General features: G+C 71.2%; 12 protein-coding genes. 8 read left to right on the top strand and 4 right to left on the bottom strand.

The window, feature by feature from the left end; translation table 11 throughout:
• Positions 1-17: 17 nt before the first annotated feature.
• Both AB0G01_RS06715 and AB0G01_RS06710 read right to left on the bottom strand, forming a co-directional pair.
• Positions 18-1679, bottom strand: coding sequence for a hypothetical protein (locus AB0G01_RS06715; RefSeq protein WP_360940472.1), 1662 nt, complete (start codon positions 1677-1679; stop codon positions 18-20).
• 17 nt (positions 1680-1696) lie between these two features.
• On the bottom strand, positions 1697-2188 hold the full coding sequence (locus AB0G01_RS06710; RefSeq protein WP_360940470.1) for a YbaB/EbfC family nucleoid-associated protein: 492 nt from the start codon (positions 2186-2188) through the stop codon (positions 1697-1699).
• A gap of 419 nt (positions 2189-2607) precedes the next feature.
• Between AB0G01_RS06710 and AB0G01_RS06705 the strand changes: the two genes are divergently transcribed.
• The 7 genes from AB0G01_RS06705 (at position 2608) to AB0G01_RS06675 (ending at position 9802) form a co-directional block, all read left to right on the top strand.
• Complete coding sequence (locus AB0G01_RS06705) at positions 2608-3741, top strand: BMP family ABC transporter substrate-binding protein (RefSeq protein ID WP_360940468.1); 1134 nt, start codon at positions 2608-2610, stop codon at positions 3739-3741.
• Positions 3742-3826: 85 nt separating this feature from the next.
• A complete protein-coding gene (locus tag AB0G01_RS06700; RefSeq protein ID WP_360940466.1) occupies positions 3827-5389 on the top strand; it encodes an ABC transporter ATP-binding protein in 1563 nt (520 codons plus the stop codon).
• Positions 5389-6456 (top strand): ABC transporter permease, encoded by a 1068-nt coding sequence (locus AB0G01_RS06695; RefSeq protein ID WP_360940464.1) that lies wholly within the window; start codon positions 5389-5391, stop codon positions 6454-6456. Before AB0G01_RS06700 ends, AB0G01_RS06695 begins: the two co-directional genes overlap by 1 nt.
• Before the next feature lie 73 nt (positions 6457-6529).
• A complete protein-coding gene (locus AB0G01_RS06690) occupies positions 6530-7795 on the top strand; it encodes an ABC transporter permease (protein ID WP_360940462.1) in 1266 nt (421 codons plus the stop codon).
• Positions 7788-8177: a cytidine deaminase gene (locus tag AB0G01_RS06685; RefSeq protein WP_360940460.1), complete on the top strand. Its 390-nt coding sequence runs from the start codon at positions 7788-7790 to the stop codon at positions 8175-8177. Before AB0G01_RS06690 ends, AB0G01_RS06685 begins: the two co-directional genes overlap by 8 nt.
• The gene (locus tag AB0G01_RS06680; RefSeq protein WP_360940458.1) at positions 8174-9448 is read left to right on the top strand and encodes a thymidine phosphorylase; all 1275 of its coding nucleotides are present in this window, start codon (positions 8174-8176) and stop codon (positions 9446-9448) included. The genes AB0G01_RS06685 and AB0G01_RS06680 overlap by 4 nt, the downstream gene beginning before the upstream one ends.
• Before the next feature lie 45 nt (positions 9449-9493).
• Positions 9494-9802, top strand: coding sequence for a hypothetical protein (locus tag AB0G01_RS06675; RefSeq protein ID WP_360940456.1), 309 nt, complete (start codon positions 9494-9496; stop codon positions 9800-9802).
• Positions 9803-9882: 80 nt separating this feature from the next.
• Here the strand turns inward: AB0G01_RS06675 and AB0G01_RS06670 are convergent, their stop codons facing one another.
• The gene (locus AB0G01_RS06670) at positions 9883-11208 is read right to left on the bottom strand and encodes a hypothetical protein (RefSeq protein ID WP_360940454.1); all 1326 of its coding nucleotides are present in this window, start codon (positions 11206-11208) and stop codon (positions 9883-9885) included.
• Between the two features lie 375 nt (positions 11209-11583).
• On the opposite strand from AB0G01_RS06670, the gene AB0G01_RS06665 reads away from it, so the two are divergent.
• Entirely contained in the window at positions 11584-12648 is a 1065-nt protein-coding gene (locus AB0G01_RS06665) for an adenosine deaminase (protein ID WP_360940452.1), read from the top strand.
• A gap of 57 nt (positions 12649-12705) precedes the next feature.
• Here AB0G01_RS06665 and AB0G01_RS06660 read toward each other — a convergent pair whose 3' ends face one another.
• Positions 12706-13917, bottom strand: a complete 1212-nt coding sequence (locus AB0G01_RS06660; RefSeq protein ID WP_360940450.1) for a primosomal protein — start codon at positions 13915-13917, stop codon at positions 12706-12708.
• Positions 13918-13967 lie beyond the last annotated feature (50 nt).

Raw genomic sequence — 13967 nt, 5'->3', positions numbered from 1 at the left:
ACGACTGGGCGGGACGACTAGACCTGGGTGGTGGGCGCGTCGGGGGAGGGCGTCTGGCCACCGGACTTGTTGTCGTACTTGGCCTTGTAGTCCTTGTACGACGTGCCGGCGGCCTCGCCCGAGGCTTTCGCCTCGGCGGCGGCGGCCTCGGCGCGCCTGCCCGCGTCCTCCGCCGCCTTGGACGCACGCTCGGCGGCGGCGATGTCGGCCTCGCTGCCGGACGCGAACGCCTTGGCGTTGGCCTCCGCGGCCTTGGCGTTGGCCTCGGTGAAGTCGACGTTGGCCTGCTCGTACTTGGCGTTGGCCTGCTTGGCCGCGTCGTTCTTGGTGCTCAGGTCGTTCTCGGCGGCGGTCCGCGCCGGGTCGACCTGGCCACCGGGGTTGTTCTGCTTGTACTCCTCGTACGCCTTCTTGGCCGCCTCGTCGGTCGGCTTGGTGGCGTCCAGCGCCTCGTTCGACCTCTTCGACGCGTCGGCCAGGTCGCGGGCTTCCCCGGCCGAGTTCTTCGCCGCCTCGGCCGCGTCCGCGCGGGCCGCGTCGGCGTCCGCCTTGGCCGCGTCGTACTTGGCCTTGGCCTGGTCGAACGCCGCCTGGTCGCCGGACGCGGCGGCCCTGTTCACCTCGTCGGCTGCGGCACTGGCCCGCTTGTTCGCCTCGGACGCCCGGTCGGACTTCTCCTTGAGCTCCTCGTTGGCGGTCTTGAGCTCGTCCGCTTCCTTCTGCTCGTCCTTCTTGGCGTCCTCGTACTTCTTGTTGGCCGCCTCGGAGTCCTTGTCGACCTTGTCCCGGGCGTCGTCGTCCTTCAGGCCCTTGTCGATCTTCTTGTCGACGTCGTCCTGGGCCTTGTAGCCCTCCCAGCCGATCTCGCCGACGTCGGCGATGTTCTCAAACCGGTCCCAGCCCTTGCCGATCTTCTTCACCACGCCGTCGAGGTCGTCGATCCGCTTCGTGTTCCGGGTCAGCGCGGCGATCAGGCGGGCGATGCGGGCGGCGACGTTGGTGGCCAGCGCGATGCCCTTGCCGACCGCGAAGCCGATGAAGGCCGCGATGGACGCGCCGAACGTCGGGATCGCGAGCGCGGCGGCGGCCAGCGCGCCGGCCAGCAGCCCGCCGAGGAACTGGGCGATCAGGTCGCGCACGATGTCGCGCAGGACCTGCACGAGCATCCCGCAGACCGCGACGATCTTGGCCTTCGTCTCGATCGCGCCGGCCATGTTGTCGAGTTCCTGGCCCATCGCCTCCATGCTGGCCTGGAACCGCTCGGACGCCTGCCCGGTCCAGCCGTCGAACGTGGCGAGGCCCTGCCTGTGGTCCTGGGCCAGCACGCGCATCTCGACGGCCTGCTTCTTGGTGGCCTCGACGTTGGCGTTGATGTCGTCCGGGTCGCCCATGAGTTGGTCGAAACCCTCGCGGATGAACGAGATGTGCTCGATCAGCCAGCCGATGCCCGCGCCGAGGATGCTGCCGAACGGGTCCATCGCGAACATCGCCACCGACGACGCCGCGCCGATCGCGTTGAACGTGATGTCGAGGACGCGCTCGGTCTCCGACTCGGCGTCCTTGCCGATGGAGTCGATCAGACCGTCGAACGCCTCGACGAACAACGACCCCTTGAACTTGTTCTCTTCGGTGATCTCCATGCCGGGAGGTGCCGCGATCGGCGTTTCGGGGGCGGTCATGACAGGGCCTTCCTCGGTCACCAGGGCTGGTTGTCGTCGTCGTCTTCGTCGTCGCGGCGCGGCGGACGGGCGGCGGGCGGGCGCGGCTGGGCCACCGGCTGCGGGTGCGCGGGCGGGCGCTGCGGCGCGGGCTCGGGTTCCGGTTCGTAGTCGTCCACGACGTCCGGTTCCTCGTCGTGCGCGATCGAGTCCAGGACGATCCGCATCGCCTCGGTGTCGGTGCCCATCGGCGCGAACGCCTCCACGACCTTGGCCGAGGCCGCCTTCTGCGCGGCGCGGGCGGTGGTCAGGATGAGCGCGGTGAGCCGGGAGGGGCCGAGGTCGCACGCGCGGTGGCCGAGTTCGAGGTCCAGCAACCCGCCGCCGGGACCCACGGTGACCTTGACCGCGCCGTCCGGGCTGGTGGCCGTGCCGTTGGCGGCGGCCAGGTCGTCCTGGAGCGCGTCCGACTTCTGCTTGAGGTCGGCCAGGCGCGACTCGTAGTCGTCCAGCCACTGCCGGGGGTCCAAGGCTGCCTCCTGCGGGGGATACCGGTGCAGCCTGGAGTTCACCGAACGTCGCCAACGCCGCCCCAACGCCCCACCAACGGGGGACAGAACAGCCCGATAGCCGGGTCCGACCTCAGCCACCACCACGCGAGACCGCGTCGGTCTGTCACGGTCCGCTTCCGGTCGATCACGCCCTTCGATCGGAAGCGGACCGTGATGGATCGACTACCCGGCGGCCGGGCCGCCACGACGAAATCGCGGCAAACAGGCAACTGAGTGGCGGCCCGCGTCGGGAGCACCAACGATTAGGTCACGTGCGGACCGGTACGTGCGCGGCCGTCGTTACCACGGGGTACGGTTCGCCACTCGGAACCCTGGCAACGCGGTCAGGGAGTTGTCTGCTCATCGAGCAGGGAGGGAGACGAGCCTTGCGTCGTCGAATGCGTGGCATCGCGGTGGCCGCGATCGCGCTGACCAGCGTTCTGTCGATGGCCGCCTGTGCCAAGGACAACGGTGGGACCAGCTCCGGCAACACCGGCAGCGCCTCCGGCGGGTGCAAGCTGGCGGACAAGCCGCCGGTCGCCGCCGGGAACACCACCAGCTCCGCCGCCGGTGAGAAGGTGGACGGCAGCGCCCTCAAGGTCGGTCTGGCCTACGACATCGGCGGCCGTGGCGACGCGTCGTTCAACGACTCCGCCGCCGCCGGGCTCGACAAGGCGAAGGCCGACCTCGGCATCGCCGAGATCAAGGAGCTCACGGCCGCTCCCAACGAGGCCGAGGACGCCAAGCAGACCCGCATGCGCCAGCTCGCGACCGAGGGCTACAACCCGATCATCGGGGTCGGCTTCGCGTACGCCGAGTCGCTGAAGGTCGTCGCGCCGCAGTTCCCGGCCACCAGGTTCGCGATCGTGGACGGCGCGGTCGAGGGTGCGGCCAACGTGACGCCGCTGGTGTTCGCGGAGGAGGAAGGCTCCTTCCTGGCCGGCGTGATCGCCGCCTACCAGTCCAAGTCCTGCCACGTCGGCTTCGTCGGCGGCGTGAAGATCCCGCTGATCCAGAAGTTCGAGGCGGGTTTCGAGCAGGGTGCCAAGGCCGCCGCGCCGGACATCCAGATCGAGAAGAAGTACCTGACCCCGGCCGGTGACTTCACCGGGTTCCAGGAGCCGTCCAAGGGCCAGGAAGCCGCCAAGGGCCAGATCGAGGCCGGCTCGGACGTGCTCTACCACGCCGCCGGCGCGTCCGGCAAGGGCGTGTTCACCGCCGCGAAGGCGGCGAACGTGAAGGCGATCGGCGTCGACTCCGACCAGTACAACCAGACCACGGTCGCGGAGTCCAAGGACGTGATCGTCTCGTCGATGCTCAAGCGCGTCGACGTCGCGGTGTACGACTTCGTCCGGGCGGTCGCCAAGGACGACCTGGCCAACCTGCCCAAGGTGTTCGACCTGAAGGTGGACGGCGTCGGCTACGCCACGTCCGGCGGCAAGATCGACGACGACCTGAAGGCCGTGCTCGACGGCTACAAGGCGCAGATCATCGAGGGCAAGATCAAGGTCTCGGACAAGCCGACCGGCTGATCCGGCCGGTTCCGCACTGGGCCTCGCGAGCTCCTCGCGAGGCCTTTGCGCGGTTTGTGACCCCGGTTCCCCGGACGGAGTCCCCATGAGCACCAGCACCCCCGCCGCCGACGTCGCGCCCGCCGTCGTCCTGTCCGGCATCACGAAGCGCTTCCCCGGTGTCGTCGCCAACAGCGACGTGCACCTCACCGTGCGCGCCGGTGAAGTGCACGCGCTGTGCGGCGAGAACGGCGCGGGCAAGTCCACCCTGATGAAGATCCTGTACGGGATGCAGCACCCCGACGAGGGCACCATCGAGGTCGCCGGCGAGCAGGTCCGGTTCAAGTCCCCGGCGGACGCCATCAAGGCGGGCATCGGCATGGTGCACCAGCACTTCATGCTCGCCGACAACCTCACCGTGCAGGAGAACGTCGTGCTCGGCGCGGAGGCGCTGCACGGCATCGGCGGCAAGGCCCGCAAGGTCATCCTGGGCCTGGCCGAGTCCACCGGCCTCACCGTCGACCCCGCCGTGCTGGTCGAGCGCCTCGGCGTCGCCGACCGCCAGCGGGTGGAGATCCTCAAGGTGCTCTACCGGGGTGCCCGGGTGATCATCCTGGACGAGCCGACGGCCGTGCTGGTGCCGCAGGAGGTCGACGAGCTGTTCGCCACCCTGCGCGGGATGCGGGAGCGGGGCTTCACCTTCCTGTTCATCTCGCACAAGCTGGACGAGGTGCGCGCGATCGCCGACTCGGTCACGGTGATCCGGCGCGGCACCACGGTCGGCACCGCCGACCCCCGCGCGGTGAGCTCGCGCCAGCTCGCGGAGATGATGGTGGGCAGCGAGCTGCCCAGCCCGGAGACCCGCGAGTCCACCGTCACCGACGAGGTGGTGCTCCGGGTGGAGGGCCTCGGCCTGGTCGCCGAGGAGGGCACCCGGCCGGTGCTCGACGGCATCGACCTGGTCGTGCGGTCCGGCGAGATCGTCGGCATCGCGGGCGTCGAGGGCAACGGGCAGACCGAGCTGGTCGAGACGATCATGGGGATGCGCAAGGCCCACCACGGTCACGTGCGGCTCGGCGGCCGTGACCTGACCAGGCTCGGCACGCTGGCGCGGCGCGAGGCCGGCATCGGCTACGTGCCCGAGGACCGCCACCGCCAGGGCCTGCTGCTCACGCAACCCCTGTGGGCCAACCGAATCCTCGGCTACCAGACCCGGGAACCGGTGTCCCGCGGCGCGTGGCTGGACCTGGCCGGCGCGAAGGAGGACACCCGGCGGATCGTCGAGGAGTTCGACGTCCGCACGCCCGGCATCGACGTGCCCGCCGCCGCGCTGTCCGGCGGCAACCAGCAGAAGCTGGTGGTGGGCCGGGAGCTGTCGGGCGACCCGGTGCTGCTCATCGCGTCGCACCCGACCCGCGGCGTGGACGTCGGCGCGCAGGCGCTGATCTGGGACGAGATCAAGAACGCGCGGGCGCGCGGCCTGGCCGTGCTGCTCGTCTCCGCCGACCTGGACGAGCTGATCGGCCTGTCGGACACGATCAAGGTGATGCTGCGCGGCCGGCTGGTCGCCGACGCGGACCCGGGCTCGGTCACCCCGGAGGACCTGGGCAGCGCGATGACGGGCGCGGGCGCGACGAGCGCCGCCGTCGCGGAACTGGAAGGCGAGTAATGGGAATCCTGCGCGGCAAGCTGCTGCCGCCCGCACTGGCGATCCTGTTCTCCGCACTGCTGTGCGGCATCGCGCTGGTGATCTCCGGCGCGAACCCGGCCGAGGCGTTCGGCGCGATGGTGTCGCAGGTCGGCGAGGGCACGACCGCCGTCGACATCGTCAACAGCACCGGCACGTTCTACATCGCGGCGCTCGCGGTGGCCATCGGGTTCCAGATGAACCTGTTCAACATCGGTGTCGAGGGCCAGTACCGGGTCGCGGCGGTGGTCGCGGCCGTGGTCGGCGGCTCGATCGCGCTGCCGCCCGGCCTGCACGCCCTGGTGATCATCGTGGTGGCCGCGCTGGCCGGCGCGCTGTGGGCGGCGGTCCCGGCGATCCTCAAGGTGACCCGGGGCGTGAACGAGGTCATCTCGACGATCATGATGAACGGCCTGGCGCTCGGCCTGGCCGCGTACCTGATCGGCGAGGACGTCTTCGGCGAGCTGCGGGGCAACAACATCCGCACCCCGGAGATCCCGGAGAGCGGCTGGGTGCCGGGCATCCCGCTCGGCTCGGCCGGCACGATCTTCGGCCTGGTGTTCCTGGCGGTGCTGCTGGGCGTCGGCTACTGGGTGATGATGAACCGCACCCGGTTCGGGTTCGAGCTCAAGGCGTCCGGCGAGTCCGCGACGGCCGCCGCCGCGGGTGGCGTCAGCGCGAAGAAGATGGTGCTGATCGCGATGCTGCTGTCCGGCGGCATCGCCGGTCTGGTGTCGATGCCGGAGATCCTCGGCCGCGACCACACCTACAACCTGAACTTCCCGGCGGGCCTCGGGTTCTCCGGCATCGCGATCGCGCTGCTCGGCCGCAACCACCCCGGCGGCATCGCGTTCGGCGCGCTGCTGTGGGCGTTCCTGGACAAGTCGGGGCTGGCCCTGGACAACATCGGCGTGTCCCGGGAGATCGTGACGATCATGCAGGGTTCGATCGTGCTGTCGGTCGTCGTCGCCTACGAGGTGGTCCGGCGCTTCGAGCTGGCCGCCGAGCAGCGTCGGGTCGGCAAGCAGTTGGGGACGGTGTCGGCGTGAGCGAGTTCGCGAGCGGACCACTGAACGCGGTGACCTGTGCTCCCGACCCGGAGAGCGTGAGCGAGGCGGCATCATGAGCACTTCGTTGCTGAACCCGTCGGAAGCTCCTTCCACCGTTCCGCCGCCGCGCAGGGCGCGGAAGGTGCCCGGGTGGCTCGTCGGCGTGATCGGGGTGGCCGGCGCGGTCGTGCTGCTGTCCACCACGTCGTACCTGACCGACGTGCCGCAGTTGACCTCCACCGGCACGATCCAGACCGCCGTGCGGCTCGCCCTGCCGATCCTCCTCGCGGGCCTCGGCGGCCTGTGGGCGGAGCGCGCGGGCGTGGTGAACATCGGCCTCGAAGGCATGATGATCATGGGCACGTGGGGTGCCGCCTGGGCGGGCTACCAGTGGGGCCCGTGGGCCGCGCTGGTAGCCGCCGCCGTGTTCGGCGCGCTGGGCGGCCTGCTGCACGCGATCGCCACGGTGTCCTTCGGCGTCAACCACATCGTCTCCGGTGTGGCGATCAACCTGCTCGGCGCGGGCATCACCAAGTACCTGTCCACGCTGATCTTCTTCCCGCTGTCGGACAACCCGCGCGAGTCGCCGGCCGTGCCGAAGTTCGACACGTACTCCACGCCCGGCCTCTCCGACTGGCTGGCCGACCTCGAAGCGCAGCAGCGGGTCGGCCTGTCCGACGTGGCGGGCATCCTGCGCGGCCTGGTCACCGGCGTCTCGCCGTTGACGGTGCTGGCCATCGCGCTGGTGGTCGGCAGCTACCTGGTGCTCTGGCGGACCCGGTTCGGCCTGCGCCTGCGGTCCTGCGGCGAGAACCCGGTGGCCGCGGAGTCGCTGGGCGTCAACGTCTACCGGCACAAGTACGTCGCGGTCATCGCCTCCGGCGCGCTGGCCGGCATCGGCGGCGCGGCCCTGGTGCTCAACCCCGGCCAGCCCGGCTACCTGGAGGGCCAGACCAACGGTCGCGGCTTCATCGGCCTGGCCGCGATGATCTTCGGCAACTGGCGGCCGGGCGGCCTGCTCGGCGGCGCGGCGCTGTTCGGCTACGCGGACGGCCTGCAACTGCGCAGCGGCGGCAAGACGTTCCTCGCCCTGATCTACGGCGCGGTGCTGCTGCTGGGCGTGCTGGTGGTCTGGCAGCTCGTCCGGCGGCGCTGGTTCGCGGCGGCGGGCGGGATCGTCGCGGCGGTCGCGCTGTACGCGGTGTACTACAGCGTCGACGAGGTGCCCGGCGAGCTCACCACGTACGCGCCGCACCTGGTCACCCTGATCGTGCTCGCCGTCGCGTCGCAACGATTGCGCATGCCCGCGGCCGACGGGGTGGTGTACCGCCGTGGTTGACGTCGACTGGGAGGACCTGCGCGCCCGTGCCGTCGAAGCCGCCCAGTCGGCCTACTGCCCGTACTCCGGGCTCCAGGTCGGCTCGGCGGCGGTGTGCGACGACGGTCGGGTCGTCCTCGGCTGCAACGTGGAGAACGCCTCGTACGGCGTGGGCATGTGCGCCGAGTGCACCATGGCCGGCCAGCTCCGGCTGACCGGCGGCGGGAAGTTCGTCGCCGTCGCGTGCCGCAGCGGCACCGGTGAGCTCCTCATGCCGTGCGGGCGGTGCCGACAGGTGCTCTACGAGCTGGGCGGTCCCGACTGCCTGGTCGACACGCCGCTCGGCGTGCTCCCCATGAGCCGGGTGCTGCCCGCCGCGTTCGGACCGGAGGACCTGCCATGACCTACACCGCGGTGGACGTGATCAGGGCCAAGCGGGACCGCACCGCCCTGACCGACGCCCAGATCGACTGGGTGGTCGACGCCTACACCAGGGGGCGGGTCGCCGAGGAGCAGATGTCGGCGCTCGCCATGGCGATCTACCTCAACGGCATGGACGCCCGCGAGACGGCCCGCTGGACGCGCGCGATGGTGCGCTCCGGCGAGACGCTGACGCTCGACGTCGGCCGGCCCACCGTGGACAAGCACTCCACCGGCGGCGTCGGCGACAAGATCACCCTGCCGCTGGCCCCGCTGGTGGCGGCGTGCGGGGCGGCCGTGCCGCAGCTCTCCGGGCGCGGCCTCGGCCACACCGGCGGCACGCTGGACAAGCTGGAGTCCGTCCCCGGCTGGCGCGCGCAGCTCTCGGTGGACGAGGTCACCGCCCAGTTGCGGGACGTCGGCGCGGTGATCTGCGCGGCCACCACCGGGCTGGCCCCGGCGGACCGGAAGCTGTACGCGCTGCGGGACGTGACCGGGACGGTCGAGGCCATCCCGCTGATCGCGAGCTCGATCATGTCCAAGAAGATCGCCGAGGGTGCCGAGGCGCTCGTGCTGGACGTGAAGGTCGGCTCCGGCGCGTTCATGAAGACCGAGGCGCAGGCGCGGGCGCTGGCCCAGGCGCTGGTGTCGATCGGCGTGGACCACGGGCTGAAGGTCTCCGCGCTGCTCACGGACATGTCGGTGCCGCTGGGCCGCGCGGTCGGGAACGCGGTCGAGGTGGCCGAGTCGGTCGACGTGCTGCGCGGTGGCGGGCCCGCCGACGTGGTGGAGCTGACCGTCGCGCTGGCCGCGGAGATGCTGGACCGCGCCGGGATCTCCGCCGACCCGGGGGCGGTCCTCGCGTCCGGCGAGGCGTACGAGACGTGGGCGCGGATGATCCGGGCGCAGGGCGGCGACCCGGAGGCCGCGTTGCCGGTCGGGAAGCACAAGCACGTCGTGACGGCCCCCGACGACGGGGTGCTGATCACCCTCGACGCGTACGCGGTCGGCGTCGCGGCGTGGCGGCTGGGTGCCGGGCGGGCGCGCAAGGAGGACCCGGTGCAGGCCGGTGCCGGGGTGTTGTGCCTGGCCAAGCCCGGTGACCGGGTGGTCGCGGGGCAGCCGTTGCTTGAGCTGCACACGGACACGCCGGACGCCGTCGCCGGTGCGCTGGCGGCGCTGGAGGGCGGGTACGCGCTCGGCGACACCGCGCCGATCCGGCCGCCGCTGGTGATCGACGTCGTGCGGGGCTGATGTCGTCAGGTCGGCGTCCGGTGTTGTCCGGTATCGGGTGACCAGGTGACCGCCGCATCACTCCGGGGCGTACAACCGGGCGTGCGGAGACTCGGTGTCCCGCACTGGAACACCGGCGTCGACTACCGCGACCTGCTCGACCGGTCGGGCGGGAGGGCGCTGGTGCGCGCGGCCTGCGCGGGCCGGGTGTCGCGCCAGGAGAACCTGAGGCAGCACGCCGTCGACGGGGCCGGGCACTGCCGGGTCACCGCGTCCGAGGAGATCACGGCATTCACGCGGCTGTTCGCCCGCGTGGACACCGGCCGGTGGTCCACCGCCGACCCGTACCCGCACCCGCGCCGGCTGCCGTTCTAGGCGTCGATCCGAGCGTGCACCGCACCCGGAGCGCGGAACAGCCCGGCTCCTCGCGGGAACCGGGCTGTGCGCGGAGAAGATCAGGCACCCTCGGCGGCGAGGTCGTCGTCGTCGCGGTTGTCCGAGGTCTTCGGGCCGTTCTTGCGGGTGCGCCGCTGCGGGCGGGGCAGCGCGGTGGGCGGCGGGGGAGGAGTGGGGGAACCGCCGCCGAGGATCAGCTCGGCGAAGGTCGCCATGGCCTCGTCCAACTGGCCGCCGATGCGGAGCTCCGACTCCTGGTTGCTCTTGCGCACCATGGACGCCAGCGAGTCCGAGTCGGGACGGGTCGACAGCGTGCCCTCGACCTTCGCGATGCCCTGCTCCACGACGCCGGACAGCTCGCCGAGGCGGGCCGCGAAGTCGTCCTCCACCGAGTCCAGGCGGGTGGTCATCGTGTCCAGGCGCGAGGTGACGCCCTCCAGCCGCTGGGCCAGCGCCTCCAGGCGGTCGGTCGCGTCGACCTGGTCGCGGGTCTCGTCCAGCGCGGCGTGCAGCGCCTCGCGGGCCTCGTCCAGCTTGCCGTGCACGGTGCTGCGGGTGTCGTCCAGCGAGGCCGCCAGCGACTCGCGGGTCTCGTTCAGCGAGCCGGTCAGGCTGTCGCGGGTCTCGGCCACGGACGCGGCCAGGTTGTCGCGGGTCTCCACCACGGACGCGGTCAGCTTGTCGCGGGTGTCGGCGAGGGTGCCGGCCAGCGAGTCGCGGGTGGCGTTCAGGTTGTCGCGGGTCTCGTCGAGGCGGCCGTGCAGCGCGGTCGACGAGTCGGTCACCGAGCGCTGCAACGCCTCGCGGGTGCCGTCGAGGTGCTCGTGCACGCCCTCGTCCACCTCGTCCAGGCGACCGCGCAGCGCGGCTTCCAGCGCCTCGATGCGCTCGCGCAGCGGACCGGTCACCGCCCCCGGCACGGTGTCGACCTTGGTGTCCTGCTTGTCGAGGTGGACGTCCAGGTCGTCGAGTCGCTTGTGGATGTGGGAGAGCTTGTCCTCCAGCCCGTCCATCCGGCCCGCGACGCCCTCGAACCGGCCGGCGACGCCCTCCAGCCTGCCGTCGAGCTGGGCGAACGGCTTGGCCAGCTTGTCGACCAGGCCGTCCACGGCGCGGGTGATGCCCTGGACCGCGTTGTCCTGCGCCTCCAGGCGCGCCAGCGCCTCGTCCAGCCGCTCGGCCAGCACGCCGACCTCGGTCCGGTCGGGCAGCTCGGACAGGCGCTTGCGAACGGAACCCAGCGACTCCAGCGGGGACATCCGCGCGTGGATCTCGTCCAGTGCATCGAAGATCTGCTGCTGTTCGCTCTCACGGATCTCCGCGGCGCGCGTCAGCATGTTGCGCATCCGATCGAAGGACATCGTGGAGTTGTTGTTCTCGTTCACGGCGTTGAATGCCTTCGTCCAGGGGAGGGGAGACCTTCGGGAGCCTAACCGCGTCGGGGGTCGAGGCTGTACGAGCCCCCGGCGCGCATCGCCTGTCTCGCGCTTGCGGTTGCTCCATACGGGTTACGTCAATCGGCCTTACCGGGAGGTAATCGGCTGAGCGCTCCTGACGGCCCGCAGTGACCATCCGCCGGGTGGGTGACTCAAGTTCGGCGGGCAGTAGCGGAAAGTTCTGCATCACGAGTGCACAACGGAGAAAGGTCCATCCGAGGAGGTGGTTCTCGACACACCGGATGACTCCGCGCTGATCATATCGCGCCAAGATCATCCGGTTGCGCGGGGATGCCGCCGCGCCACCGGTATACGGTGAGACGCATGCCTACCCCGCTTACCACGGAGGCCATCCGCAGCGCGCCCAAGGTGCTGCTGCACGACCACCTCGACGGTGGACTCCGGCCCCAGACGGTGATCGAACTCGCCGCGGCCTGCGGTTACCAGGGTCTGCCCACCACCGACCCGGTCGCGCTGGGCGACTGGTTCCGCGACAACGCCAACTCGGGTTCCCTGGTCCGGTACCTGGAGGGCTTCGCGCACACCTGCGGGGTCATGCAGGACGAGGCGGCGCTGGTCCGGGTCGCCGCCGAGGCCGTGCAGGACCTCGCGGCGGACGGCGTGGTGTACGCGGAGATCCGCTACGCGCCCGAGCTGTTCACGGACCAGGGCTTGAGCCTGGAACAGGCCGTGGAGGCCGTGCAGGAGGGCTTCCGCCAGGGCGAGGCCGCGTCCGGCAACCGGATCAGGGTCGGCACGCTGCTGTGCGCCATGCGCCAGAACGACGGCTGGCAGCGGATCGCCGACCTGGTCGTGCGGTACCGGGACGCGGGCGTGGTCGGGTTCGACATCGCGGGTCCCGAGCTGGGCTTCCCGGCGACCCGCGAGCTGTCCGCGTTCGAGTACCTGCGGCGGCAGAACGCGCACTTCACCATCCACGCCGGCGAGGCGGACGGCCCCGAGTCGATCCACCAGGCCGTGCAGTACTGCGGTGCGGAGCGGCTGGGCCACGGCGTGCGGCTGGTCGAGGACATCGAGGACGGCGAGGTCGGCCACCTCGCCGCCTACGTCCGCGACCGCCGGATCGCGCTGGAGATGTGCCCGACCTCGAACGTGCAGACCGGTGCGGTGCCCTCGCTCGCGGAGCACCCCGTCAAGCGGCTGGCGGACCTGGGTTTCCGGATCACGATCAACACCGACAACCGGCTGATGAGCGACTGCACGGTGACCGGCGAGCTGGAGTCCGTGGTGACCCAGTTCGGCTTCGGCTGGGACGACCTGCGCGGCTTCGCGGTCAACGCCGCCAAGGCCGCGTTCCTGCCGCTGGACGAGCGCCGCGCGCTGATCCAGGACGTGCTCGAACCCGGTTACGCCGCACTCGCGAAGTAGTCCCGGGCGTGGAAGAGGGGGCCGGTTCCGCGGAACCGGCCCCCTCCGCCGTGGGCGCTAGTGGACGTTCAGCCGGTCCTCGAACGCCGCGACCAGCCCGCGCCACGCGGTGACCTCGGCCTCGTACGGCGCGCTCGGCGCGAGCCGCGACGGGTCCGGCTTCAGCACGTAGGACACCAGCCAGCCCAGCGACTCGGACTGGTTGAGGGCGACCTTCACCGCGTCGTCGCCGGCCCACTCGCCGGTGTCCTCCAGCAGTTCCACCGCCAGGTCGAGCTGCGTCGGGTCGACCGCGTCCGGGCCGTCCGAGATGTCCTCGTCCAGACCGGTGAACACGTAGACGTTGTCCGGGTCGACCTCGACGTCCAGGTCGCCGCCGGTCGCCTTGACCACCAGCTCGCCCCACGTCGACACGTCGGCCAGGTCGTTGCCCTCGGCCTCGACGATGAACCGGGACAGCGCGCGCGGCGAGCCGAACACGTCGATCCGGCCCTTGCGGCCCAGGAACAGCGGCTGGTCGTCCAGGTAGCAGCGCAGCGTGTAGTACTCGCCCGCGCCGGTGATGATCTTGATCGGGTCGATGCCGACCTCGCTCCAGAAGGTGACCGGCTCGGTGCCGCCCTCGTCGTCGGGGTCCGCGTGCTCCTCGGCGGCGACCGCGTTGGCCTCCTCGAAGGCGGCCAGCTCCTCCTGCGCGACCTTGAGCGCGTCGGCGTCCACCTCGGGCGCGGTCACCACCTCGTCGATGGCGTCCAGCACCTCGTCCCACTTCTCGGCGACGACCCGCGCCAGCTCGGTCCACAGCGCCTGGCCCTCGCGGCCGGTGAACGGCAGGGTGCCCTGCGGCAGCAGCGCGAAGCCGTCCGCCGAGTCCAGCACCTCGTGCACCTTGTCCAGCTCGCACACCTCGGCCAGCGACCGCACGATCGACACCACGTCGGCCAGCTCGCCGATCACCCAGGTGTCCGGCTCCTCGGCGACCAGTTCCGGCACGCCCACCAGGTCGAACTGGTGGTTGTCGTCCGGCGACAGCTCACCCACCGACAGGCCCGGCACCACGTGCCACGCCGGGTGGTCGGTCAGGTCGTGCTCCTCCGCCTTGCGCACGAACGCCGCCAGGTGGGCCGCGTCCGGGAAGGCGTACAGGTCTTCCTCGTGGCCGAGGAATGCCTCCCACTCCTCGCCCTCTTCCCGCCAGCGCGGGGCCCACAGGGTGACGACATCACCCTGGGTGAGCCCCAGCTCGATCGGGACGATGTCCTGTGCCATCCGTGCCTCCCGGTCACGCCAAGCCCGTTGCCATGCGGGGGCAAGAGTAC

Source organism: Actinosynnema sp. NPDC023587 (genome assembly GCF_040640215.1).
Classification (GTDB): Bacteria; Actinomycetota; Actinomycetes; order Mycobacteriales; family Pseudonocardiaceae; genus Actinosynnema.
Note: the sequence above shows the minus strand (reverse complement) of the source record. Positions and strands in the feature narration are given on the sequence as shown.

What these genes read in the sequence shown, in the direction of transcription:
- AB0G01_RS06665 (WP_360940452.1), top strand. Translation starts at nt 11,584, where the DNA reads ATGCCTACCCCGCTTACCACGGAGGCCATCCGCAGCGCGCCCAAGGTG.
- AB0G01_RS06680 (WP_360940458.1), top strand. Translation starts at nt 8,174, where the DNA reads ATGACCTACACCGCGGTGGACGTGATCAGGGCCAAGCGGGACCGCACC.
- AB0G01_RS06715 (WP_360940472.1), bottom strand. Translation starts at nt 1,679, where the DNA reads ATGACCGCCCCCGAAACGCCGATCGCGGCACCTCCCGGCATGGAGATC.
- AB0G01_RS06690 (WP_360940462.1), top strand. Translation starts at nt 6,530, where the DNA reads ATGAGCACTTCGTTGCTGAACCCGTCGGAAGCTCCTTCCACCGTTCCG.
- AB0G01_RS06705 (WP_360940468.1), top strand. Translation starts at nt 2,608, where the DNA reads ATGCGTGGCATCGCGGTGGCCGCGATCGCGCTGACCAGCGTTCTGTCG.
- AB0G01_RS06660 (WP_360940450.1), bottom strand. Translation starts at nt 13,917, where the DNA reads ATGGCACAGGACATCGTCCCGATCGAGCTGGGGCTCACCCAGGGTGAT.
- AB0G01_RS06695 (WP_360940464.1), top strand. Translation starts at nt 5,389, where the DNA reads ATGGGAATCCTGCGCGGCAAGCTGCTGCCGCCCGCACTGGCGATCCTG.
- AB0G01_RS06700 (WP_360940466.1), top strand. Translation starts at nt 3,827, where the DNA reads ATGAGCACCAGCACCCCCGCCGCCGACGTCGCGCCCGCCGTCGTCCTG.